At 62.0% G+C, this 24320-nt stretch carries 22 protein-coding genes; 6 read left to right on the top strand and 16 right to left on the bottom strand.

Annotated elements, in window-relative coordinates; genetic code table 11:
- Window positions 1–35: 35 nt before the first annotated feature.
- The 4 genes from C1M53_RS20630 to C1M53_RS20615 all read right to left on the bottom strand — a co-directional run bounded on the left by C1M53_RS20630 (window position 36) and on the right by C1M53_RS20615 (window position 5212).
- Window positions 36–287: a DUF333 domain-containing protein gene (locus C1M53_RS20630; protein WP_129413928.1), complete on the bottom strand. Its 252-nt coding sequence runs from the start codon at window positions 285–287 to the stop codon at window positions 36–38.
- A gap of 101 nt (window positions 288–388) precedes the next feature.
- Complete coding sequence (gene rpoD, locus C1M53_RS20625) at window positions 389–2416, bottom strand: RNA polymerase sigma factor RpoD (protein ID WP_129413927.1); 2028 nt, start codon at window positions 2414–2416, stop codon at window positions 389–391.
- 297 nt (window positions 2417–2713) lie between these two features.
- Window positions 2714–4654, bottom strand: coding sequence for a DNA primase (gene dnaG, locus C1M53_RS20620; protein WP_129413926.1), 1941 nt, complete (start codon window positions 4652–4654; stop codon window positions 2714–2716).
- Window positions 4655–4783: 129 nt separating this feature from the next.
- Complete coding sequence (locus tag C1M53_RS20615; RefSeq protein WP_129413925.1) at window positions 4784–5212, bottom strand: RcnB family protein; 429 nt, start codon at window positions 5210–5212, stop codon at window positions 4784–4786.
- A 440-nt stretch (window positions 5213–5652) separates the two neighbouring features.
- Between C1M53_RS20615 and C1M53_RS20610 the strand changes: the two genes are divergently transcribed.
- Both C1M53_RS20610 and C1M53_RS20605 read left to right on the top strand, forming a co-directional pair.
- A complete protein-coding gene (locus C1M53_RS20610; protein ID WP_129413924.1) occupies window positions 5653–7317 on the top strand; it encodes a Na/Pi cotransporter family protein in 1665 nt (554 codons plus the stop codon).
- A gap of 99 nt (window positions 7318–7416) precedes the next feature.
- On the top strand, window positions 7417–8604 hold the full coding sequence (locus C1M53_RS20605) for an MFS transporter (protein ID WP_129413923.1): 1188 nt from the start codon (window positions 7417–7419) through the stop codon (window positions 8602–8604).
- A gap of 17 nt (window positions 8605–8621) precedes the next feature.
- Here C1M53_RS20605 and C1M53_RS20600 read toward each other — a convergent pair whose 3' ends face one another.
- Window positions 8622–9290 carry an isoprenylcysteine carboxylmethyltransferase family protein gene (locus C1M53_RS20600; protein ID WP_129413922.1) on the bottom strand — a complete coding sequence of 223 codons (669 nt, stop codon included), beginning with the start codon at window positions 9288–9290 and terminating at the stop codon, window positions 8622–8624.
- Between the two features lie 120 nt (window positions 9291–9410).
- Between C1M53_RS20600 and C1M53_RS20595 the strand changes: the two genes are divergently transcribed.
- Window positions 9411–9872: a hypothetical protein gene (locus tag C1M53_RS20595; protein ID WP_207213026.1), complete on the top strand. Its 462-nt coding sequence runs from the start codon at window positions 9411–9413 to the stop codon at window positions 9870–9872.
- A gap of 32 nt (window positions 9873–9904) precedes the next feature.
- Here the strand turns inward: C1M53_RS20595 and C1M53_RS20590 are convergent, their stop codons facing one another.
- From C1M53_RS20590 to C1M53_RS20575, 4 genes are all read right to left on the bottom strand, one after another.
- A complete protein-coding gene (locus C1M53_RS20590) occupies window positions 9905–11344 on the bottom strand; it encodes a TRAP transporter large permease (RefSeq protein WP_207213025.1) in 1440 nt (479 codons plus the stop codon).
- A complete protein-coding gene (locus C1M53_RS20585; RefSeq protein WP_129413921.1) occupies window positions 11341–11844 on the bottom strand; it encodes a TRAP transporter small permease in 504 nt (167 codons plus the stop codon). The genes C1M53_RS20590 and C1M53_RS20585 overlap by 4 nt, the downstream gene beginning before the upstream one ends.
- A gap of 153 nt (window positions 11845–11997) precedes the next feature.
- Window positions 11998–13053, bottom strand: a complete 1056-nt coding sequence (locus C1M53_RS20580; RefSeq protein WP_129413920.1) for a TRAP transporter substrate-binding protein — start codon at window positions 13051–13053, stop codon at window positions 11998–12000.
- A gap of 277 nt (window positions 13054–13330) precedes the next feature.
- Window positions 13331–13597, bottom strand: coding sequence for a GNAT family N-acetyltransferase (locus tag C1M53_RS20575; RefSeq protein WP_348630056.1), 267 nt, complete (start codon window positions 13595–13597; stop codon window positions 13331–13333).
- A 313-nt stretch (window positions 13598–13910) separates the two neighbouring features.
- Between C1M53_RS20575 and C1M53_RS20570 the strand changes: the two genes are divergently transcribed.
- The gene (locus C1M53_RS20570) at window positions 13911–14915 is read left to right on the top strand and encodes a polysaccharide deacetylase family protein (RefSeq protein ID WP_129413918.1); all 1005 of its coding nucleotides are present in this window, start codon (window positions 13911–13913) and stop codon (window positions 14913–14915) included.
- An 89-nt stretch (window positions 14916–15004) separates the two neighbouring features.
- On the opposite strand, the gene C1M53_RS20565 is transcribed toward C1M53_RS20570, so the two are convergent.
- The 3 genes from C1M53_RS20565 to C1M53_RS20555 all read right to left on the bottom strand — a co-directional run bounded on the left by C1M53_RS20565 (window position 15005) and on the right by C1M53_RS20555 (window position 17204).
- Window positions 15005–16243 carry an RNA polymerase sigma factor gene (locus C1M53_RS20565; RefSeq protein WP_129413917.1) on the bottom strand — a complete coding sequence of 413 codons (1239 nt, stop codon included), beginning with the start codon at window positions 16241–16243 and terminating at the stop codon, window positions 15005–15007.
- A complete protein-coding gene (locus C1M53_RS20560; RefSeq protein WP_129413916.1) occupies window positions 16244–16618 on the bottom strand; it encodes a YciI family protein in 375 nt (124 codons plus the stop codon).
- 136 nt (window positions 16619–16754) lie between these two features.
- Window positions 16755–17204 carry a GatB/YqeY domain-containing protein gene (locus tag C1M53_RS20555; protein ID WP_129413915.1) on the bottom strand — a complete coding sequence of 150 codons (450 nt, stop codon included), beginning with the start codon at window positions 17202–17204 and terminating at the stop codon, window positions 16755–16757.
- A gap of 241 nt (window positions 17205–17445) precedes the next feature.
- On the opposite strand from C1M53_RS20555, the gene carA reads away from it, so the two are divergent.
- Complete coding sequence (carA, locus tag C1M53_RS20550) at window positions 17446–18648, top strand: glutamine-hydrolyzing carbamoyl-phosphate synthase small subunit (RefSeq protein WP_129413914.1); 1203 nt, start codon at window positions 17446–17448, stop codon at window positions 18646–18648.
- A gap of 50 nt (window positions 18649–18698) precedes the next feature.
- Here carA and C1M53_RS20545 read toward each other — a convergent pair whose 3' ends face one another.
- The 4 genes from C1M53_RS20545 to mntR form a co-directional block, all read right to left on the bottom strand.
- Window positions 18699–19967 (bottom strand): TCR/Tet family MFS transporter, encoded by a 1269-nt coding sequence (locus C1M53_RS20545; RefSeq protein ID WP_129413913.1) that lies wholly within the window; start codon window positions 19965–19967, stop codon window positions 18699–18701.
- A gap of 185 nt (window positions 19968–20152) precedes the next feature.
- On the bottom strand, window positions 20153–21070 hold the full coding sequence (locus tag C1M53_RS20540) for an aldo/keto reductase (RefSeq protein ID WP_129413912.1): 918 nt from the start codon (window positions 21068–21070) through the stop codon (window positions 20153–20155).
- Between the two features lie 12 nt (window positions 21071–21082).
- Complete coding sequence (locus tag C1M53_RS20535; RefSeq protein ID WP_129413911.1) at window positions 21083–22015, bottom strand: neutral zinc metallopeptidase; 933 nt, start codon at window positions 22013–22015, stop codon at window positions 21083–21085.
- Window positions 22016–22201: 186 nt separating this feature from the next.
- Window positions 22202–22657 carry a manganese-binding transcriptional regulator MntR gene (mntR, locus tag C1M53_RS20530; protein ID WP_129413910.1) on the bottom strand — a complete coding sequence of 152 codons (456 nt, stop codon included), beginning with the start codon at window positions 22655–22657 and terminating at the stop codon, window positions 22202–22204.
- A gap of 341 nt (window positions 22658–22998) precedes the next feature.
- On the opposite strand from mntR, the gene C1M53_RS20525 reads away from it, so the two are divergent.
- Entirely contained in the window at window positions 22999–24309 is a 1311-nt protein-coding gene (locus C1M53_RS20525) for an Nramp family divalent metal transporter (RefSeq protein WP_245488632.1), read from the top strand.
- Window positions 24310–24320: the final 11 nt, after the last annotated feature.

Below are 24320 nucleotides of genomic sequence, written 5' to 3'. Positions count from 1 at the left end.
TTGATGGCCCTCGCGCGCGTCGCGAGGGCCGTTTTTCAGCCTTTCGGCCTCACGCATTTCTTGTCACGAAAAAGCGCCCATTCCTCGCAGATGCGGCCGTTCGGCAGATGGCAATAACCGGTCTGGTTGCCGCTGGCGTCGGTTCGGATCCTGGATTTGCCGCCGATCTTCACGCAGTGAACCGAGGCTGGGTTGGCCATGCCGACCTTTTTCGCGGCCAGCGCGCCATCGCCTCCCGTGAACGGCAACGTCGCAAGGCAAGCGGCAAGCATCAGCAACGTGCGCATCGATGACCTCCAGAGCATTTCCACCTTTGTCGGAAACGCCTCACACCTTTGCTGGAATTGCTCCAAAGAAAAAGCCCGGGACTTGCCCGGGCTTCGTTGTCTTAGCTGTCGAGGAAGCTTCTCAGCTTGCGGCTGCGGCTCGGATGCTTGAGCTTGCGCAGCGCCTTGGCCTCGATCTGGCGGATGCGTTCGCGCGTCACCGAGAACTGCTGGCCGACTTCTTCCAGCGTGTGATCGGTATTCATGCCGATGCCGAAGCGCATGCGCAGCACCCGCTCCTCGCGCGGCGTGAGCGAAGCCAGCACGCGTGTGGTGGTCTCGCGCAGGTTCGCCTGGATCGCGGCATCGATCGGCAGGATCGCGCCCTTGTCCTCGATGAAATCGCCGAGGTGCGAATCCTCCTCGTCGCCCACCGGCGTCTCGAGCGAGATCGGCTCCTTGGCGATCTTCAGCACCTTGCGCACCTTTTCCAGCGGCATGGCCAGCTTTTCAGCCAGCTCTTCCGGCGTCGGCTCGCGGCCGATCTCGTGCAGCATCTGGCGCGAGGTGCGCACGATCTTGTTGATCGTCTCGATCATGTGCACCGGGATACGGATGGTGCGGGCCTGATCGGCGATCGAACGGGTGATCGCCTGCCGGATCCACCAGGTGGCGTAGGTCGAGAACTTGTAGCCGCGCCGATACTCGAACTTGTCGACAGCCTTCATCAGGCCGATATTGCCTTCCTGGATCAGATCCAGGAACTGCAGGCCGCGGTTCGTGTACTTTTTGGCAATCGAGATGACGAGGCGAAGGTTGGCTTCCACCATCTCCTTCTTGGCGATCGCTGCCTCGCGCTCGCCCTTCTGCACCTGGTTCACGATCTTGCGGAATTCCAGGATCGAGATCGCCGTCTCGGTGGCGAGGTTCTGGATCTCGGAGCGCAGGTCCTGGATCGCGTTCTGCTCGTTCTTGGTGAACTCCTTCCAACCGCGCGTCGTCAGGTTGGCGATGTTCCGAATCCAGTTCGGGTCCAGCTCGGAACCCTGGTATTCCTTGAGGAATTCCTCGCGGCGTACACCATAGCTTTCAGCGAGACGAAGAAGCTTGCCTTCGTTCTGCACCAGGCGCTTGTTGATGTCGTAGAGCTGCTCGACCAGTGCCTCGATGCGAGCCTGGTTGAGCGACAGTGACTTCACCGCCGTGATCAGCTCGTCCTTGAGCTCCTTCAGGCGCCGGTCCTGGCTCGGCGAAAGCGTACCGGCAGCGGCGAGACGGTTCTCGACCTGCTGGTCCTGCAGCTTGCGCAGCTTCTTGTAGGTGTCGGCGATGACGTCGAGCGTCTCCATCACCTGCGGGCGAAGCTCGGCTTCCATCGCTGCCAGCGACAGGCTCGCCTCGTCCTCGTCCTCTTCGTCTTCCTCGAGACCGCGCGTGTCGCCGCCGACATTGGTGATGTCGTCCTCGTCGTCGCCGCCACGGCGACGCCCGGCCTTCGGCTCTTCCTTCGGCTTTGCGTCTTCCTCGACGCGCTCGACGACCGGCGCCTGCTTGCCCTCGGGGCCGGCATAAGTGGCTTCGAGGTCGATGATCTCGCGCAGCAGGATCTTGGCTTCGTTGAGCTCGTCTCGCCAGATGATGATGGCCTGGAAGGTCAGCGGGCTTTCGCAAAGGCCCGCGATCATGGTCTCGCGACCGGCCTCGATGCGCTTGGCGATGGCGATTTCGCCTTCACGCGACAGCAACTCAACCGAACCCATCTCGCGCAGATACATGCGCACGGGGTCGTCGGTGCGGTCGGTCGGCTCCTTTTTGGCGACGGTGGCAACGGCGGTGCCGGTCTGTTCGGCAAGCTCGTTGGCGTCATCTTCCGACGAATCGGCGCTCTCGCCTTCGGCGTCGTCGCTCTGTTCGTCGTCTTCGACAACGTTGATGCCCATGTCGTTGAGCATCGCATTGATATCTTCGATGCGGTCTGGGTCCGTCTCTTCGGACGGCAGCACCGCATTCAGCTCGTCGAGCGTGACATAGCCGCGTTTCTTCGCGGCCTTGATCATCTTCTTGACAGCATCGTCGGAAAGGTCGAGCAACGGGCCGTCAGTCGTGCCCTCGCGTTCGGTTTCGACCTCTTCCTTTTCCTTAGTCGCCATTCTAAGTCTTCTCCAGGCGGCCGTCCAAAGGGCCGCTTCGCTGCTGACAAATCAGTTGCGCTCGTTCACAAACGCGCCAGTCATGCCAGTACCTGCTTCTCACTTAAGTCCAGATTAACCCTGATATCTGTGGCGGGTTTCCCTTCCCGTCCAGTGCATACATCGTCATTTAGCGCCGATGCCGGGCATGGGTTAACGTTTCGAATCGTTCTGATTCCGTCATTCTGCCAGAAGGTCAAGCGCCTCTCGCATGATTCGCCTTAAAAAAGCGAATCAATTAGGCGCCTGATTGGTCGGCTATGCCCTGCCCGCCCGGCCGGAGGATACGCCAAACCCTTCGATCAATGCCTCTGTTGCCTGCACGTCGCGGAACTGCGCCTGGATTTCGACCAGATGCCGGTAATTCTCATCGGTGGGATCGCTGGCGAGCGCCGTTTCGGCCTGCTTCAGCTCCCTATGTAATGTGCGTTGGCTGCGGTGCAAGTGCAGCACCTGGTTGAAGGCGTCGCGCGCATCGTCGATCGCCGCGCTTTCCAACGCCGGCCACTGCCTGGTGCGGCGGATCAGCGCCACCGCACGTTCCCACACCTCGCGACAGCCAAGGCGATCGATCGCCTCGATGATGGTGCCGCGGTCGCTGGCCTGCTCATGTGCGAGCGCGTCCAGCAGCGCGGCATGCAGCCTGCGCAGGTCACTGTTGGCAAGGTCGAGGAATTCCACATGCTCGAAATTCTCGTCGATCAACGCCGGATGGTTGACGAGCGCCACCATGACGGTTGCCTCGCGCACCGACATCACTTCGCCGGTGCGTTTTACCAGCGCCGAGCGACCGAGACTTTCAGTGATCGCATTGCGCCCGGCAGCAGCAGCCCCGCGCGACCACTGCCCGCCCTGCCGGCCGGCTTGGCCTCGCTCACCGCGTTCACCGGGCCGCGACGGGCGCCCTCCGCGTTGCGGCGCAAAGAAGCTTTGCACGCGCTCGCGCATCTCCTGCTGGTAATGATAGCGGACGCTTTCGTCGCGGATGCGGCTGGTGATCTCGCGCAGCGTCTTCTCGAGTTCGGCACGACGCTCCGGCGTCTCAAAGACGTTGCCCCCGGTTTCACGCGTCCAGATCAGGTCCGCCAGCGGCCGTGCTTCGGCTAGCACGGCACGAAAGGCGTCCGGCCCGTCAGCTTTGACCAGGTCGTCGGGGTCCTTGCCTTCGGGCAGCAGCGCAAAGCGCGCGGTGCGCCCGGACTGGACCGACGGCAGGATCAGGTCAGCCGCTCGCCAGGCGGCCTTGAGGCCGGCGCCATCGCCGTCGAAACACAGGATGGGCTCAGGCGACATACGCCACAGCAATTCCATCTGGTTTTCGGTGAGCGCAGTGCCAAGCGGCGCCACCGCGTTCTCGAAACCGGCCTGCGCCAGTGCGATCACGTCCATATAGCCTTCCACCGCGATGACCGTGCCGCCACGCGCCACGTCCTTGCGGGCACGCGCAAAATTGTAGAGCACGTTGCCCTTGTGGAAGAGCTCGGTCTCGGGGGAATTGAGGTATTTCGCCGAAACGTCCGCCGACATGGCGCGCCCGCCGAAGGCGATGATGCGGCCACGCGAATCCGGGATTGGAAACATGATGCGGTCACGGAACCGATCGTAGGAGACCGGGATGTCGTCGCCAAACACCACCAGCCCGCAGGCCTCGATCTGCGCCTTCTCGACCCCTCTGGAGGCCAGGAACTCCTTCAGCGCGTTGCGGCTGTCCGGTGCGAAACCCAGCCGGAACGACTGCTGTGTCGCCGGCGTCAGACCGCGTTCGCGCAGATAGGCGCGCGCCCTGGCTCCCTCGGAACCCTGCAGCCGCTCCTGGAAGAACGCAGTCGCCATCTCCATGACGTCGGTGAGGCTGGCACGCTGTTTTTCGCGCTGCTCCGCCTGTTCGTCCCGCGCCGGCATCGGCACGCCTGCCATCTCGGCAATGCGCTCGACCGCTTCGGGGAAGCTCATGCCGTCCAGCTCGGTAAGAAACCGGAAATGGTCGCCCGAAACCCCGCAGCCGAAACAGTGGTAGCGCCCCTTCTTGTCCTCGCAATGGAATGATGGCGTCTTTTCGCCGTGGAACGGGCAGCACCCCCAATAGTCGCCGCGCGGCGCATTGGTTTTCTTCCTGTCCCAGGCCACACGCAAGCCGATCAGCGAGGAGATCGGCACGCGGTCGCGTATCTCGTCGAGGAAGGTTGGGGGAAAGCGCATGGTGATCATATAAGCACGGCCGCCCCGACTGGCTATCGCAATCGCGGGCAATGCCCGGTTTTCACAGGCAGCGTCCGCAACGAAAAGGCGGCCCCTGCAGGCCGCCTTTTTGTTTTTGAAGAACCCGGCTCAGCGCGCGGCAAGTGCGCCAGCGATCAGGCCTGTGGCGATACCGACGAGGAGATATTGATCGCCAACGCGGATCCACTGCTGGCCGGTGCCCGGACGACGCAGGCCATAGCGATGGTAGTCGCGAATGCCCTGGTAGCGTTTCCATTCCTGGTAACGCTGGCCGGTCCTCCAGTGCGGCTCACGCACCACGTCCCTGCGGATGATCACGCGCTTTTCGACGGTGCGGCGGTCGTAGCGGTTGTCGTAACGCCGGTCGCCATGCCGCCGCTCTTCGTAACGGCGATCCTTGCGGATCGGCTCCTGCCACTGGACCGCAGTGACATTCGACTGCGGCACGGAGATCGTCGCGACTGGTGCAGCGAAGCCTTGCAGGGTTGACGCAGCCAGCATCGAAACGGCCATGGCCGAGAGAACAAGACGTTTCATGGGTGTGACTCCTCGTTTGTAGACACGACGGAAATAGAGTTCACAACATGAACCAAAACTGAATGGCAGCATTACAATTTCGTAATGAACACCGACGGTTAGAAGACTTTCCAAACCTTCCCGAAGAGCATTCCTCTCTATTTTGACCCGTCGTTTTGCAACAGTTGACCGGTCCATGCGCTTCATGTCGACCAACGACACGGCATGGTCCGTTCATGTCCAAATCCGACACCGGCCGCCGCTTGTCGAAGCATGGCTGCATCAACAGCAAATTATTATCCGGCTAATGTAAGAATCGGCTGTTTTGCCCTATATGTAACCCTCATGATCCACGCCGTTTCAAATCAGGCCGACGCCAGTTTGACGCCACCGGCCAAACTTCCATCCGTAAATCCTGACGGATTGCGGCATGCCGCGCGCGTCGCGTCGACGGTGCGTCCATGAGCGGCTCGGTCGTGCTCCTGCATCTGGCCGGTGCCGTCGCGCTGATGCTGTTCGCCACCCGCATGGTGAAGACCGGCGTCGAGCGCGCCTATGGCGATGTGTTGCGGCTGAAGCTGCGCGGCACCATGAAGAACCCGCTGCTGGCGGTGCTGGCAGGCACGGCGCTGGCGATCGCGCTGCAAAGCTCCACTGCCGTCACACTGCTGGTGGGTTCCTTTGCGGGTGCCGGCATCGTTTCCGGCATGGCGGGACAGCTCGCGGTGCGCGGCGCCGAGATCGGCTCGGCCGTAGTCGTCAAGCTGCTCACTTTCGACCTATCGCTGATTGTGCCGATCTGCCTGATCACCGGCACGATCATGTTCATGGCCACCGAACGGCGCGACTGGCGCCAGATCGGCCGCATCCTCATCGGCGTCGGTCTATTGCTCCTGTCGCTGGAGATGATCGGGCAGGCCTCCGAGCCGCTGCGCGAAAGCCAGTTGCTGCCCGTCATTATCGACTATTTCAAGGGCGATCCCGTTACCGCCTATCTTCTGGCAGCGCTCGCCACCTGGCTGTTCCAGTCGAGCATTGCAGCGGTGCTGCTGATGACCACGCTGGCCGGGCGCGGCTTCATCCCGCCGGAACTCGGCATCGTGCTGGTGCTGGGCGTCAATCTCGGCTCCTCGATCATCGCGCCATTGCTCACCCGCAATGCCGAGCCGGCCGTGCGCGTCGTGCCGGTCGGCAACCTCCTGATGCGCGGACTCGGCTCGCTGGTCATGCTGGCTTTGTTCCTGTCCTTCAAGCCACCGGTGACATTCCTCGGCAGCACCGGACCGGACCAGATCGTCAACGCGCATATCCTGTTCAACGTCATCATCCTGCTGGCCGGCCTGCCTTTGGCCGGGCTCGTCTACAGGGCCTCCCAGAAGATCGTGGCGATGGGCGTCAAGGAAGCTCCCGCCGACGCTTTCCAGGTCACCGAGCTGTCGGCACTCAACGAAGCCGCGCTCAGCGTGCCCTCGCAGGCGCTCGGCAACGCCACCCGTGAAGTCGTGCGCGTCTGCGAAACCGTCGAGATCATGTTGAAGCGCGTCATCGACCTCTACGAACAGGCCGATGAAGACAAGATCAGGGCGCTTGCGGCCCTCGACGACCGGGTCGACCAGAAACACGCCGCCATCAAGCTCTACCTCGCCAAGGTGACCAAGAACTCGCTCACCGAAGACGAGGCCTTGCGCTGCCAGGAACTGATTGGTGCCTGTGTCAAGCTCGAACAGGTCGGCGACATCATCGTGCGCAACATGCTGCCTCTGGTGCGCAAGAAGATGGAGCGCGGACTGGAATTCACGCCCGAGGGCTGGCGTGAGCTCACCGCCTTCCACGCTTCGGTACTGGCCAACGCAAGGCTGGCCTTCAACGTGCTGGTTTCCAGCGACGCCGAGACCGCGCGTCAGATCGTTGAGGAAAAGGACCGGCTGCGCGATCGCGAGAAGCAGACCAGCCAGGCACATTTCCTGCGTCTGCGCGACGGCTCGCCCAACAGCATCGAAACCAGCAGCATCCATCTCGACACCATCCGCGACCTGAAACAGATCAACTCGCTGCTGGCCTCAATCGCCTATCCGGTGCTCGAAAAGCGCGGCCTGCTCAGCGATTCCCGGCTGCGAGCGAGCTGAGGCCATCCAGAAAAACTAAACCGTGGTCCACGATTTCTGGATTGCCTGACAGACGCGATCGTGTTCTGAGGCCATTTCATAGGCCTTTTGAGCAATACGATGCCGCTTCCCCTGATTGCGCTTTTCCTCGCCGCCTTCGCTTTCGGCACAACCGAATTCGTCATCGCCGGCGTTCTGCCGCAAGTGGCAGAAGGTCTGAGTGTCTCCATTCCGAGCGCCGGGTACCTCGTTTCCGGCTATGCACTCGGCATCGCCATCGGCGGTCCGCTGCTGACGCTCGCCACGTCGAAAGTATCGCGCAAGACGTTGCTGATTGCCCTTGCCGTCGCCTTCACCATCGGCCAGGTCGCCTGCGCCGTAGCACCCGATTTCCTGTCGATGCTGGTGCTGCGCGTGGCAGTCGCGGTCGCGCATGGCGCCTATTTCGGCGTCGCCATGGTGGTTGCCGTCGGTCTGGTGCGCCCTGAACAGCGCGGCATGGCGATCGCGCTTGTCCTGTCCGGCCTGACTGTTTCCAACATCATCGGCGTACCGGTCGGCACCGCGATCGGTAACCTGTGGGGTTGGCGCGCCACCTTCTGGGTGATGAGCCTGCTCGGCGTCGCTTCCCTGCTGGCCATGGCGGTTCTTCTTCCCCGCGCCACCGGCGCCTCCACGAGGCCGGTCGGGCTGGCGCATGAAGTGCGGGCGCTGGGTCGCCAGCAGGTGTGGACCTCACTCATCCTAATGCTGATGCTGATGATGGGCCAGATGACGCTCTACACCTACATCACCCCGTTCCTCGAGGAGGTCACCGGCCTGACGAAGGCGCAGGTGCCGTGGGTGCTCCTGCTCAATGGTGTCGGCGCCACCATCGGCGTTTTCGTCGGCGGACGATTGGCGGACTGGAAGCTGATGCCGTCGCTCATCACCATGTTCGCGCTGCAGGCGGTGATGCTGACGATCGTGTATCTGGTCAGTCCTTACCCGCTGCCGATGGTTGTAGCGATCACCCTGTGGGGAGCGCTCAACTTCTCCATCGGAGCTCCGATCCAGGCCCGTATCCTGTCCTGGACGGCTGACGCCTCGAACCTCGCCTCGTCGCTGATCCCGTCAGGCTTCAACATCGGCATTGCTCTCGCCTCCTCGGTCGGCGCCATGGTCCTCAGCGCCGGCTACGGCTATCGCATCCTGCCGGTGCTCGGCATCGTTGCCATGGTCGTGGCATTTGCCGTGGCGGTCATCTCCTATGCCGCCGAGCGTCGCAGCGGTCTGCGGCCGCCCATGCCTGCGAGTGCTGCAGAGTAATCCAGAAAGCGGCTGCCCTACCAGAGATACGGAATCAGCCGATAGCGGACGCGACCACTGTAGTCGCCATAGTCGACAAACTGGCGTCGCAGCGCCTTTTCCTCGTTCACGGAACGCCATGCCAAAGCGACGCTGAGCACGAGCGATCCCCACAGACCTGTCCAGGACCCCAGCAGCAGCGGCATGCCGAAAAACAGCAGCAGTGCGCTCGAATACATGGGGTGGCGCACCAACGCATAAGGCCCGCTGTCGATGACCCTTTGCCCTTCCTGGATCTTCACCACGGGCGCTGCAAAAGTATTCTCGCTGAACGTCCAGAAGCAGCCCGCGTAATTGGCGAGGACCAGAAGGCCGCCAGTGATCTGGAGCCACATGGGCATGGCCGTGAAGTTCGAACGCGCTGCATCCCACGGCATGAAGGCAAACCACACGCAGAAGGCGAGAATAAACAGCGACAGCCAGATCTTGTCCCAACCCTCCTGATCTTTCTGGATCGGCGAAGCCATCCGTTCGCGCAGCAATTGCGGGCTGCGGCGTGACAGCCACGCAATCATCGCAACCCCGCCACCGATGAACAGGATGATCATGGCCCAGCCGGCCGTATAGGCGAGTGTTCCCGCGGCAAGGAAAGTGACCACCGCCATGAAAAACATCCAGATGATCAACTGCAGATAGTAGCGGATCATGGCCATCTCGCTTTGACTTGCTGGGAATTGCGCCATTTCGGCGAGGGCAGCCGGATTGCCCTGATCCGGCCGAGCCGGTAATATTTTCAGCAAATCAAGTATATTCGGAAAATATCGAATATGTCAATTATCGACGAACATCGATGCTTCATCGAAGACATCGCCCGGCTCTTCGTGCCCTGGGGTGTGCCAATGGCGGCGGCGCGCCTCTATGGCTATCTGCTGCTGATGCCCGAAGCCGTCGACCTCGACCGTATCGCCGCCGATCTCGAGATCAGCAAGAGCAGCGCCAGCGTCGCCGCGCGCCTCCTCGAACAATACACGCTTGCCCGCCGCCGCAGCGTTCGGGGCACCAAGCGCATCCTCTATGAGGTTTCGGAAAATTATGAAGAAATGCTCGCGCAGCAGAACCGGCTGCTCGAAGCTTTGGCCAACCAGTTGTTGAAGGGCACCGAAGCAACCCCTTCCGATAAGGTCCGGGCACGGCTGCGGGACATGGCCCGGGTCAATTTTGCCGCGCGCGATGCGATGGACGAGATGCTGCGTTCGATGAGCACCAAACGCCGTGACGAGACCGCTTGAACCCTGGAGCTTTATGGAGGCGCCGAAACAATCTAGTTCAGCACGCGCACCAGCCATAGCGAGAGCGCCGGCAACGCCGTCAGCAGCGCCAGCCTGATCACGTCGGCAATGACGAAGGGCATCACGCCGCGATAGGTGCGGGTTATCGGCACATCGCCGGCGATCTTGTTGATGATGAAGACATTCAGGCCGATCGGCGGCGCGGCAAGCCCGATGCCGACCACCACCAGCACGAGGATGCCGAACCAGATCGCCACATCCTCCGCGCCCATGCCGAAATCCAGCGCCAGCACGATCGGCACGAAGACAGGCAAGGTAAGCAGGATCATCGCCAGTTCGTCCATGACCGCGCCCAGTACGATATAGACCAGCAGCATGCCGACCAGCACCGCATAGGGAGCCATCCCGGAATTGCCGATCATCTCGGCAACGGTGGAAGGCATGCGCGTCAGCGCCAGAAAGGCGCCGAACACTTCCGCGCCAAGCAGGATCAGGAAGATCATGCCCGAGGTCTCTGCCGTCTGCAGCAGCGCCTCGCGCATGTTACCGACATTCAGCTTGCGCTGCGCGAGCCCAAAGACGAGCATGACGATGACGCCGACCGCCGCCCCTTCCGTCGGGGTGAAGACTCCACCATAGATGCCGCCCACGACGATGACCGCAACAGCGGCAGCAGGCACCAGCGCGAAATCGGCAACCAGCAGCACCAGCCCGATGATCGCTGCGAGCACCGCGACCGTGATGCTGACCAGACCCAGGAACCCCGCGCCGATGGCAGCCAGTGCTACCAGGCCGCCGGCAGGCCGCGCCCATGCCGGTTGCGGCAAGCGTTCTATTTCCCGCTCGACCGGCGGGGCCAATTCCGGCCGCCGCCGCACGACGACGGTAATCGCGATGCAGTAGAAAGCAGCAGCCAGCAGGCCAGGAATGAGCGCCGCCTGGAACAGCTTGGCAATGTTCTGCTCGGCGGTGATGGCATAGATGACCAGGATGACCGAAGGCGGGATGAGGATGCCCAGCGTGCCACCTGCCGCAATCGTGCCGGTGGCGAGGCCGAGGTCGACTTTGGCTCTCCGCAACTCCGGCATTGCCGCACGCCCGAATGTTGCCGTGGTCGCGACCGAGGAACCGCAGATGGCGCCGAAGCCGGTACAGGCAAGGATGACCGCCATCGGCAGACCGCCACGCGTCTTGCCCAACCGCCGCTCCGCCGCCTGGAACAGCGTTGCCGCCATGCCGGAACGCTCGGCCAGCGCACCCATCAGGATGAACAGCGGGATAACCGAAAGCGTGTAGGACGCAAACTGCCGATAGGTGTTGGTCTGCAGGTAGTAGAACAGCGCATTCCAGCCGGAGAGATAGGCGTAGCCACCTGCGCCGACCACCAGCATGGCCAGTGCGATCGGCATGCGGATCGCAATCAGGACCAGCATTGCCGCGAAACCGAAAAGGGCGAGTTCGACACCGCTCACGGGCGGCCTCCGAACTTCAGCACGGCAACCGCCAAGGCGCCAAGGAAGGCCACCACCGCAAGAACTGCGCAAATCGCGTAGACCGGCCAGATCGGCCAGGAAATCTGAACCATGGTTTCGTTGTACTGGAAGGATTCCTGTGCGCCGGACACCAGCCCCCAGGCAAAGAAGCCGAGGAAGGCAGCGAGCACGAGATCCCACACGGCATCGATCCTGGCATTCAGCCTGGCTGGCAGGCGCTGCGTGAAGGTGTCGACAGCGATGTGGCCATTGCGCATCTGCGTGTAGGGCAGGAAGGCGAAGACGGCTACACCGATGCCGATCTCGACAAATTCATAGTCGGCCGGGATCGGCTTGCTGAACAGCCAGCGGCCGATCACGCTGGTGGTGACGAGTCCTGCAACGATCAGGATCAGCAAGCCGCCGGCAATCGCCACCGCCGCCGCTATCTGTTCAGCGACGCGGGCAAAGCGCCCCGGCGACCCCGATTGCGCCTCCATCAAACCTCCCTCATCCGGATTGGCGAAAGGCGCAACCGGCCACGCCAGAGCAATTCCAGGAAAAGTATGTAACGGTTTTCCGCCCGGAATCGCGCAACAACTAAGAACTGGAGCGTTTCCGCGTTTCCGTGAAAGACGAAAACGCTGCCCGCATCAGGCTGCGCTGTATTTCGTAATCAGGGCCTTGGCCTGTTCAAGCAGAGCAGCTCCATCGAGCCCCTTGCCCTTCATGTCCTCGACCCATTTCTCGCGCACGGATTTCGTCGCTTCGACCCAACGGGCTTTCTCTTCCTCGCTGATTTCAGAGACCGTGTTCTTGCCGCTGGCCTTGACCTTCTCGGCAACTTGCGTGCCGACATCGTCCCACATCTTGCCCGCGAGCTTGGCAAAGGTCATGCCGGAGTTCTTGTCGAGCACTGCCTTCAGATCGTCAGGCAGACCGGCATAACGATCCTTGTTCATGGCCAGGAAGAAGGTCGCGGTGTAGAGCGTCGGCGTACCCGGAACCGAGGTGTGGTAGCGGGTCAGTTCGTCGACCTTGATCGAGGGCACGACTTCCCAGGGGATCACGGCGCCATCGATCACCTTCTGCGCCAGGGCTTCCGGCGTCTGCGGAACGGGCATCGACACCGAGACCGCGCCGAGCGCCGAAAGCGCCTCGCCGGCCAGTCGGGTCGGATTGCGCAGCTTTAGGCCTGCAAGATCCTCCATCTTGGCGATCGGTTTGTTGGTGTGGATCAGGCCTTGGTCATGTGCCCAGAACGACAGAAGTTTGACGTCTGCGGTCTCTTTGACGAGGTTGGCTTCGCCATATTCCTGCGCTGCCGGTGCATTGGCGGTGGCCTTCGATGCCGCTACGAAGGGCAGTTCGAACACTTCGGTCGACGGGAAACGTCCTGGTGTATTGCCAGGCAATGTCCAGACAATATCGACGACCCCGTTCCGCGCCTGGTCATAAAGTTGCGGCGGCTTGCCGCCGAGCTGCATGGCGGGATAAATCTCGATCTTGAGCTTGTCGCCGCTGTCGGCGGCCACCTGCTTTGCCCACGGCTCCAATAGCTTGGAATGCACGTTGGAGACCGGTGGCAGAAAGTGATGCAGCTTGAGCGTCACGGTCTCCTGCGCGCGGGCGCCCGTGCTGCCGAGCAGCGCCGGCGCCGCCAGAAGCGAAGCGGAACCCTGCATGAATTTCCGACGCGAAATGGCCATTCCCATCCTCCCTGGAACAGTCGATAGTTAACGCGTTATCTACAATGCGGAACTTGTCGGCTGTGCCAAGGCTTGTCAAGCAAAGCCAGCCGAAAAATTTCACAATGTGAAATTGGTAGCGTCCTTCACTGCGGAAGCCAATGCCGTCACATGCGTTTCGCACGGTCAGCTGACAGTTGCTTGAAATTGTCAGCCCCTTAGAGCGCTCCGTTTTCACGGAAACGCGGAACCGATCTAAGCTTTTGTTTTCGCGCCATTTTTGCACCGCCAAGTGATTCTACTTGGCTACAGAATGCTCTAGCCGCTGCAGCATGATCAACGCCCTGCCGAGCAAGGTTTCCGTCTCGCCAACCAGCTCGAAACCGCAGCGGCGATAGAACCCCTCCGCTTCCAGCGCGGCGACGACCTTGAGCAGTACGTCACCTGACCGTTCGGCACGCCGCTTTGCTTCCTCGACCAGTGCCCTGCCAACGCCCTGGCCTGCCATTTCCGGCTCGACGAAGAGGCCGTCGAGTTCCGATTCCCCGCCTCCGACCGGCAGCAGACAGCGAAACCCACCACCATGCCGTCGATCTCCGCCACGATGCCACCGCCGTCAGCCAGATGCTCCAAAGGCAGGTGCACGATGCCTCGATCCTCAAGCAACGCGTCGCGATAGGTTGGATGCACCAGTGAAGCCCGCCATTGCAGATCTTCAAGGGACAAGCGTTCGGCGAGATGGGCGTCGCGCAGAACCACGACGGGTTTTGGTGCTGTTTTCTCTTCCACGATGAAGCCCGTTTGGTCCGTCGGCGCAATGCAGGCGCAATGAACATGCCCGAACAAGACGCAAGATGATCACAAAACCCTGAAGCGAAATGACCCAGATCAGAAAGACCATTGCCCAGGGCAGGCTTGCCGCGGTGGCCGCAGTCCTCATGGGCCTCGCGCTGTTTTCCCTATGCGGCCCCATCGGGTTGCAGGCGGCTGAATCGACCGCCATGCGAACCGTTGCCATCACCTTCGACGACCTGCCGCATGTCAATGCTGCCGATCCGGAAGCGCCTGTTCCGCCGACCTCCGATGCCGTTCAGCAGGTTAACCGCGATATTCTTGCTGCGCTGAAAGCCCATGCCACCCCCGCGACCGGATTCGTCGTTGAAAAGCGCGTGGAACAGCTTGGCCCGCTCGGCAAGGACATGCTGAAAGACTGGATAAACGCCGGGCTGGACCTCGGAAACCACACCTACTCCCATGCCGACAGCAACGGGCTCGACGTCAATGCCATCGAGAAGGAGATCATTGACGGCGAACGCAGCATCGGCTCTTTCCTGTTCGCGGCCACAGTCTCAAAACCGCGATTTCTGCGTTTTCCCTACAACCATGTCGGCAACACGCCGGAGAAGCAGCAGGCGATCGCGGAGCTTGCGGCAAAACATGGTTACACACTGGCCGCTTCGACCATCGATACGTCCGACTATCTGTTCGACCGAGCTTATGAAAAGGCGCTTGCCGCGGAGGATACCGCCAAGGCCGGGCGGATCGTGGCTGCTTACCTCGAGCACACAAGGGAGCAGATCGCCTACTACGCCAACCTCAACCACCAGGTGCTCGGCTATGAACCGCCCGCAATCATGCTTTTGCATGTTAACAGCCTGAATGCCGCAACCCTCGACCGTATTCTGATCCTGTTCGAAGAAGCCGGATATCGCTTCACGACGCTGGAAACGGCACAGGCCGATCCCGCCTACCAGCAGCCGCTGACGGTCGCGACGAAGTTTGGTCCGATGTGGGGTTATCGCTGGGCGAGACAGTACGACGTCAAGGTCAACGGAAGCGCAGAGAAGGAGCCCCCCGAGTGGGTCGTGCAGTACGGCCGCTAGTGCGTTTCCGTTTTCACGGAAACTTCTAGCTCTTGTTTTTATACATTTACGGAACCGGGAAGTGCATTTTTTCCTGGAATTTCACTGGCTCACTCGCAGTCGATCTCAGCCAGCCGCGCTTCCAGGAAACGCCGCTCGGCCGGCTGCCGCGCCAGTTCCAGCGCGCGTATGTAGGAAATCCTCGCGGCCTCGATCTGCCCAAGCCTGCGTTGCATGTCTGCACGCGCCGCATGTGCCAGATGGTAGCCGTCGAGAGCGCCTGTGCTCAGCACCGCTTCCACCGCCGCCAGTCCTGCCGCCGGCCCGTCGCGCATACTAAGGGCCACGGCACGGTTGAGCGATGCGACCGGCGAAGGATCGACCCGCAGCAGCGTGTCATAGAGGCCAACGATCTGCGCCCAGTCGGTACGCTCTACGCTGGAAGCACCTGCATGAACGGACGCGATCGCCGCCTGCAGCAGATAAGGGCCGATCTGCCGCATGGCGAAGCCACGCTCGACAAGCCCAAAGGCTTCGGCGATCAGTTCCTTCTTCCACAGTGAACGGTCCTGATTCTCCAGCAGCACGAGGTCGCCCGCCATATCGATACGCGCCGTTCGCCGGGACTCATGCAGCAACATCAGCGCCAGAAGACCAAGCGGCTCCGGTTCCTCAAGCAGCCCCACCACCAGCCGCCCCAACCGGATCGCCTCGGCGCCCAGATTGGTGCGGGTCAGGTCCGGCCCCTCCGTTGCAGCATAGCCTTCGTTGAAAACGAGATAGATCACCTTCAGCACGCTTTCGATGCGGGCCGGCAATTCCGCACGGCCGGGCACTTCATAGGGGATCGCCTCGTCGCGGATCTTCGCCTTCGCACGCACGATGCGTTGAGCGATCGTCGGTGCCGGCGCCAGATAGGTGCGCGCGATTTCCTCGGTGGTCAGCCCGGCGACCTCGCGCAATGTCAGCGCGATGCGCGCGTCCGGCGCGAGCGCGGGGTGGCAGCAGGTGAAGATCAGCCTCAGTTCATCGTCGTGGATCATCTCCGGCAACACGGTTTCGACCGTCGTATCAGCCAGAGCGACCAGATCCGGCACGGCCGCAGCGAGCCTGGCCTGGCGACGCCAGCGATCAACGGTCTTGAAGCGGCCGGTCGAAACGAGCCAGGAATAAGGATTGGACGGCACGCCATCGACCGGCCAGCGCTGCGCGGCAGCGGCAAAGGCCTCATGCAAGGCCTCTTCCGCCGCATCGAACCCGCCGAGCAGGCGGATCAGCGTTGCCAGCACGCGCCGCTTTTCGTTGCGGTAGACCGCCTCGATGGCTGCGCGTGCCTCGGCATTCGTCACTCAGAGATCGTCCAGCGTGGGAGGCGGCGTCGAGAAATCCACCGCAGGCCGCACTTCGATCGAGCCGATACGGGCCAGCGGATGGGTGCTTGCCACCCGTGCCGCTTCGTTGAGGTCGAGGGCGTCGATGACGACGATGCCGCCGAGCATCTCGCGGGTTTCCAGGAACGGTCCATCTGTGGACGACATCTTGCCGTCGCGTACCTGGACGGTCATGGCACTGCTGGGCAATTCAAGCGCCTCACCGGCGACGAAATGGCCGCTCTCCTTCAGCTTCTCGTCATGGTTGGCGCATTCGGCGAGCGCGGCGTTGGATTCAGCGCTGCCGTCGAACAGCTTCCTGGCATCATAATAGATCAGGCAGATATAGCGCACAGGTCATCTCCTTGCGGTGCGTTGTTGACGACCCTTGTCGAACAGCCCGGCATGGATTCGACATCGCCCGAAAAATTTTCCCGAAAAAAGTTGGGCCTGAGGAAACTGCGAGCATTCCTGCCCTGCTCGGCTTCCTCTAACCGAGCAGCCCTTTCACCACGCCGCTGGCCTTGCCGAAATCCATCTGCCCGGCGAATTTTTCACGCAACGCAGCCATGACCTTGCCCATGTCCTTGACGCCGGCTGCACCTGTCTCGGCAATGACAGCGCGGATCGCCGCTTCAGTCTCGGCGGCATCCATCTGCTTGGGCAGGAAATCGCGGATGATCGCGATCTCGGCACGCTCATTGGCCGCGAGTTCCGGCCGGCCGCCATCATCGAAAGCCTTGGCGGATTCCTCGCGCTGCTTCACCATCTTGGCCAGGATCTGCAGGATCTCGTCGTCGCTGGCCGCGTCCTTCGCATTGCCGCGGTTGGCGATGTCGCGATCCTTGATCGCCGACTGGATCAGCCGCAGCGTGGTGAGCCGTGGCTTGTCGCCCGCCTTCATGGCTGCCTTGACCTCTTCGGTGACCTTCTCGCGCATCGTCCTGCTCCTTGGTTTTGACCTGATAAATGGCATTTCGATCGAAATCACAAGCTTGCGTCACAAATCCTGCCTCGCCATGCCCGCGACGATTGACCATGCCCGCCCCTTCACTTAAGGGAGGGCCTTGCAACCAAACTGGTTACATGGATTGGCGCGGGCAAAGCTGCCCGGCGCTTTTTGGCGCGCAGTCTGTGACCGGAACGGTTGCCATTTGTTCGCCTCTTGATGGAGAGCCGCCATGGCCGCGACTGCCCCCTGGACCACTGAAACGCCGACTGCCCTGCTGGTGCTGGCCGATGGTACGGTCATCGAAGGGCGCGGCCTCGGTGCCACCGGTTCGGCCGTCGCCGAAGTCTGTTTCAACACAGCACTCACCGGCTACGAGGAAATCCTCACCGATCCGTCCTATGCCGGCCAGATCGTCACCTTCACCTTCCCCCATATCGGCAACGTCGGCACCAATGACGAAGACATCGAGGACCTGAACCCCGCCGCGCGCGCCGGCGCAGTGGGGGCCATCTTCAAGGCCGATGTCACCGACCCGTCCAGCTTCCGCGCCGCCGGTCATCTCGACCAGTGGCTGAAACGCCGCGGCATCGTCGCCCTGTCCGGCATCGACACGCGCGCGCTCACAGCGCTGATCCGCGAGAAGGGCATGCCCAATGCCGTCATCGCGCATGCTCCCGACGGCAAATTCGACATCGATGATCTGAAGCGCCGTGCCGCCGCGTGGTCCGGCCTCGTCGGCCTCGACCTCGCCAAGGAAGTCACTTCCGGCCAGTCTTCAGTCTGGAAGGAGATGCCCTGGGCCTGGAACGAAGGCTATGGCGAGCAGTCGGAACCCACCATGCACGTCGTGGCAATCGACTATGGCGTGAAGCGTAACATCCTGCGCCTGCTCGCTGGCCTCGGCGCAAAGGTCACGGTGGTGCCGGCCAAGACGGGTGCCGGCGAGATCCTGGCGATGAAGCCGGACGGCATATTCCTGTCGAACGGTCCTGGCGATCCGGCTGCCACCGGCGAGTATGCCGTTCCGGTCATCAAGGACCTGCTCAAGACGGATATTCCGGTGTTTGGCATCTGCCTCGGCCATCAGATGCTGGCGCTGGCGCTTGGCGGCAAGACCGAGAAGATGCACCAGGGCCACCACGGCGCCAACCACCCGGTCAAGGATCACACCACCGGCAAGGTCGAGATCGTCTCGATGAACCATGGCTTTGCGGTCGACTCCAAGTCGCTTCCGGAAGGTGTCGAGGAGACCCATATTTCGCTGTTCGATGGCTCGAACTGCGGCATCACGCTGAAGGGTCGCCCGGTCTTCTCCGTCCAGCATCATCCCGAAGCCTCGCCCGGCCCGCAGGATTCGCACTATCTGTTCCGCCGCTTCGCCAACCTGATCCGCGCCAGGAAAGGCGAGCCGGCACTGGCCGAGCGGGCCTGACGCTTCTCATTCGATCAATGAAAAAGGCGGCCGAGGCCGCCTTTTTTGTCTCAATGACCACCAGCCGCGCCTTCCTGCGCATGCATCTGCTCAACCTCCTTCGGCGTCGGTTTCGCCACCTTGGTGACAAAGACGAGCACCGACATGGCCAGGAAGAACGCCGCAAGCAGATAAGGCGCACCACCGAACGTTATCGGCGCATCCGGCCCGGTGAACCATGAGAAGATCGCCGTGTAGAGCAATGGCGTGATGATCGACGTGATCGAGAAGATAGAGGTCATCGCCCCCTGCAACTCGCCTTGTGCCGAAGGCGGCACCTTGGCGGCGGCGAGGCTGCGCAGCGGCGGATCAGCAAGTGCTTCCAGGCAACCTGCGACGATGACGGCGTAGATCATCCAGCCCTGCATCGCAAAGGCATAGCCGAGTGCACTAGCGGCCGTGAAGGACAGCCCGATCGCCGCTGTCTTCCACTCGCCGAGCGCTGGAATGACACGCGGCAGGATGGTCGCCATGACGATCGCGCCGCACAACCCGAAAGCACCGAGGGAAAAGCCGATCTGCTGCTCGCTCCATCCGTAGCGGTAGGTGGAAACGAACGACCACACCGCCGGATAGACCATATGCCCGAGCGTCATCAGGAAGAACGCCAGGCCGATCCAGCCGATGCCCTCATAATTGCGCATCTGCATGAGCGTGCCGACCGGGTTGGCCCGCTTCCACTCGAAGCGGCGGCGATGCTTCTTGTCGAGCGTTTCAGGCAGCAGGAAATAACCGATGATGAAATTGAGCAGCGCAAGCCCGGCGGCGAAATAGAACGGCACACGCGGCCCGAACGTGCCGAGCAGGCCACCGAGCACCGGGCCAATGACGAAGCCGACGCCGAAGGCGATGCCGAGCAGGCCGAAATTCTTGGCCCGGTTCTCGTCGGTGGAGATATCGGCAATGAAGGCCGAAGTGGTCGAATAGCTCGCGCCGGAGATGCCGGCGAGCACGCGCCCGATGAACAGCATCGGATAGGACCACGCGATGGCGCAGATCAGATTGTCGATGGAGAAGGTCAGCACCGAGGCAAGCAGCACCGGGCGCCGGCCAAAGCGATCGCTGAGGCCGCCGATGATAGGCGCGAACACGAACTGCATGGCGGCATAGACGAAGAACAGCCAGCCACCTTCGATGGCAGCCTCACTGACGCCGACGCCGGTCAGTTCCTGCAGATAAGCCGGCAGCACTGGCATGATGATGCCGAAGCCGATGATGTCGAGCAAAAGCGTGGTGAAGACGAGGATCAGGCCCCGTCTGGCGGTCTTGGCTTCCAACATGGTGGCTCTTCCCTCATCCGCCGGTCTGCAGCGGGACGGCTCTTATAGGCGAAGCTTGCCATAGGAACAATGAAAGAACGGCCGTCAGGGCTTTCTCCTGACAGCAGCCGTCAGGACAGGGTTGGTTTTGTGAAGCAATTTGCGAACGACGGTCGATTGGCTGGTCAACGCTTCATTGCGCCAAACTATGGCACCGGCCTGCCTTCGCTGGCTTCCAGGATCGCGAACCAGTGCTGGCGGTCGAGTTCGATGTCGAGCGCCCCCGCCAGTTGGGCGAGCCGCTGCGGTTTCATGGTGCCGAGCACCGGAACCAGCCTCGCCGGGTGACGCAACAACCAGGCGATCGCAACCGCCGAGATGTCGTCTGTGCCATGCGCGTTCGCTGCCTTCGCCAGCGCCTCCCGCACCCGGTCCTCACGCTTACCCTCGCCGGTGAACAGTGCCCCGCCACCAAGCGGCGACCAGACCATCGGCGCGTAGCGTAACCGCTGCGCGTGATCGAGCCGGCCGTCATACAGCGCGGACGTCTCCAGAACGGAATGCTCGATCTGATTGGTGACGACCGGAAACGGCAGCCGCGCGGCAAGCAGGTCGATCTGCGAGGGCGTGAAATTGGACACACCCACCGCCCGCACCTTACCGGCGCGCACCACGTTTTCCAGGCCGCGCGCCGTTTCGTCGGCATTCATCAGCGGGTCCGGCCGGTGCAGAAGCAGGAGATCCAGATAGTCGGTGTCGAGATTGGTAAGCGATCGCTCCACCGACGCCGCGATATGGGCTGCGCTGGTGTTGTAATGCGTGATCCAGTTGTCCGGACGATTCCGGGAGACCAGCATGATGTCGCATTTGGTGATGAGCTGGATGCTCTCGCGCCTGCCTTTCCAGGCGGCGAGGCCAGCACCGAAGGCCGCCTCGACGCCATGATCGCCATAGATATCGGCATGGTCGAAACTGGTGAGACCGAGATCGACTGCCATGCCGACAAGGCGCGCCACCGCCTGTGCGTCGGGGCGCTCCGGCGTGTCGAGCAGCCGCCACGCCCCGAAGACCCGCCGCGACAGCGAAAGCTGCGCGTCAAGCGCGATGCGCTTCTCGATCGCCATGCGAGACAGCCATCAGATCGGGTTGTTGAAGGTGTCGCAGGACGACAGCTTGCCCGAATCGAAGCCGGCCTTGAACCAGCGCTGGCGCTGTGCCGAGGTACCGTGATTGAAGCTTTCCGGCACGACATAACCCTGCATCTTCTTCTGCAGTGTGTCGTCGCCAATCTGCTTGGCCGCGTTCAGCGCTTCTTCCAGGTCGCCCTGCTCCAGAATGCCCTTCTGTGCGGTGAAGCGGCCCCAGACGCCGGCGAAGCAGTCGGCCTGCAGCTCGACCCGCATCGACATCTGGTTGGCGTCGGCTTCGCTCATGCGTTGCCGCATCTGATTGAATTTGGGCAGCACGCCGGTGAGGTTCTGCACGTGGTGACCCACCTCATGCGCGATCACATAGGCCTCGGCGAAGTCACCGGAAGCGCCAAATTGCCGCGACAGCTGGTCGAAGAAGGCCGTATCCAGATAAACTTTGTGATCGCCCGGGCAGTAGAACGGCCCCGACGCGGAACTGGCAAAACCGCAGGCCGAGCGGATCTGGCCGGAGAACAGCACCAGCTTGGGCTGCTCATAGGTCAGGCCATTGGCCTGGAAGATACCGGTCCAGACGTCCTCCGTTTCGGCAAGGATGGTCGCGACGAACTGCTTCATCTCGTCGTTGGCCTGCGCGCTGCTCTGCCCCGGCTGGTCGGACTGGCTGATCTGTGTGTTGTCGCCGGGCAGCAACCCGCCGCCACCGCCACCCAGGACCTGCATCGGATCGATGCCGAGGAACTTCAGCCCGAAATAAAGCACCACAAGGATGATGATGGTCGACAGCCCACCACCGCCGGCGCGGCCACCGATCGGGATGCGGAACTGGCCGGGACCGCCACCCAGACCGCCCGGCAAACCGCCACCATCGGTCCGGTTGTCCTCGATGTTGTCACTCTGCCGGCGACCTCTCCAGAGCATGGCAACTCCTCGCATAAATTCACTTCGGCCGCCTGGCCGAACCCAGTCAGTGTTATCGCAACGGTTGCGGCAAGTCACAGGATTTTTCGTTCTGCGAGCATGCGCGCGGAGCTGCAAGGACGGTCACCCTGACCGTCGAACACCTTCCCAACGACCGTCCAACGACGGCTGCAGCCATTGAAGAAACTAAAGCCCTTTCGCCATGGCGCGCCGGAACGCTTCCAGCGTCTCGGCGCTGACATGGTGCTCGATGCCTTCCGCATCGATGCGCGCGGTCTCTGCGCTGACGCCGAGTGCGCGCAGGAAGGCCTCCACGGTCTGGTGACGGATGCGGCTTTCCTCGGCCATCTTGCGCCCTGCTTCGGTCAGGAACACGCCGCGGTAGGGTTTGCGCGACACGAGGCCCTCGGCGCACAGCCTGGTCAGCATCTTGGCGACGGTTGGCTGGGCCACGCCGAGCCTGGCCGCTATGTCGACCTGACGCGCCTCGTTACCGTCCTCGATCAGGTCGGCGATCAGTTCGACATAATCCTCCACCAGCGCGCTGCGGAGCGCTTCGCGAGTCTGACGGAACCCCTCCGAATGCACATCGGCATCCGGCAGGGGCTCGTCGCGCGGGATGGCTCTCTGTCTCGATGCCAATCGTTTCTCCTCGACATTCGGCAGCCGGTTTGAAACCGGCTTTCAGCTTTTATAGCACAAGCTCTGATTTTTAAGCGGATTTTGTATTTCGGCTCGAAAGGCTGCAAACGGTCATGCTTCCGCACCGCCCTTCCCGATCGAAACACCTTCACTGGCTGCCTTTAAGCGAAAACCATCATGCGATCAAAAAGCCGAGACAATGAAATATAGCATGTTGCATAATGTTGAGCAGAGGCATAAATCTAGCTTGCCAGACAATCCAGACCAGACCCAGCAGGCTCCCCATGCAAGACGCCGACGTCGCCGAAACAATACCTTCCCAGCGTGCCTTTTTCCGGCCGATGGGCGATGGGCGACCGAGCCTCCCGGAAGTCAATTCCTCCATCGCAGTACCGACAACCGGCACATGGTTCAGACGTCTGTTTGCCTTCATGGGACCGGGTTACATGGTTTCGGTGGGTTACATGGACCCCGGCAACTGGGCGACCGATCTCGCCGGCGGCGCACAATTCGGCTACACGCTGCTCTTCGTCATCATGTTGTCCAACCTGATGGCGATCCTCCTGCAGGCGCTGGCCGCCCGCCTCGGCATCGCCACCAGCCGCGATCTCGCCCAGGCCTGCCGCGCTTATTACCCAAAGCCGGTCGCTTACGCCCTGTGGGTGGCCTGCGAACTCGCCATCATCGCCTGTGACCTTGCCGAAGTGATCGGCACGGCCATCGCCCTCAATCTTCTGTTCGGCATCCCGCTCATCGGCGGCGCGCTGATCACCGCGCTCGACGCCTTCCTGGTGCTTCTGTTGATGAACAAGGGCTTCCGCTATCTCGAAGCCTTCGTTGTCGCCTTGCTCATCATCATCTTCGGTTGCTTTGCCATCCAGATCTTCGCGGCAGCGCCTGAGCCCGGCTCGATCCTGCACGGCCTGTTCGTGCCGTCGTCCGAGATCGTCACCAACCCGGCCATGCTCTACATCGCCATGGGCATCATCGGCGCGACGGTGATGCCGCATAACCTCTACCTGCACTCGTCGATCGTGCAGACCCGTGCCTATCCACGCACGGAGTCCGGCAAGCGCGACGCCATCAAATGGGCGACGCTGGACTCAACCATAGCACTGATGCTGGCGCTGTTCGTCAACGCCGCCATCCTCATCGTGTCGGCGGTCGCGTTCCACGGCAGCGGCAACCAGAATGTCGCCGAGATCGGCCAGGCCTACGAGCTTCTGTCGCCGCTGCTTGGCCTTGGTATTGCCTCGACGCTGTTCGCCATTGCCCTGCTTGCCTCGGGCCTCAACTCGACGGTGACCGCGACACTGGCCGGCCAGATCGTGATGGAGGGCTTCCTGCACCTGCGCATCCCGCACTGGGCACGCCGGTTGCTGACCCGCGGTCTCGCTATCATCCCGGTCGTGTTCGTCACCGCGATCTATGGTGAAAAGGGCACCGCCGATCTCCTGGTGCTCAGCCAGGTGATCCTGTCGATGCAGTTGCCCTTTGCCGTGGTCCCGCTGGTCCAGTTCGTATCGGATCGCAACAAGATGGGTTCCTTTGCGATCTCCAGATGGGTCGCGGTGTTGGCCTGGATCGTCGCGGCGCTGATCCTCACACTCAACTTCAAGCTGCTCTACGACATCTTCACCGGTGTCGCCTGAAGCAAGAGACG

Origin of the sequence: Mesorhizobium sp. Pch-S, assembly GCF_004136315.1 — a bacterium.
Taxonomy (GTDB): domain Bacteria; phylum Pseudomonadota; class Alphaproteobacteria; order Rhizobiales; family Rhizobiaceae; genus Mesorhizobium.
The sequence above is the reverse complement of the archived record's forward strand: the minus strand, read 5'-3'. Positions and strand labels throughout refer to the sequence as shown.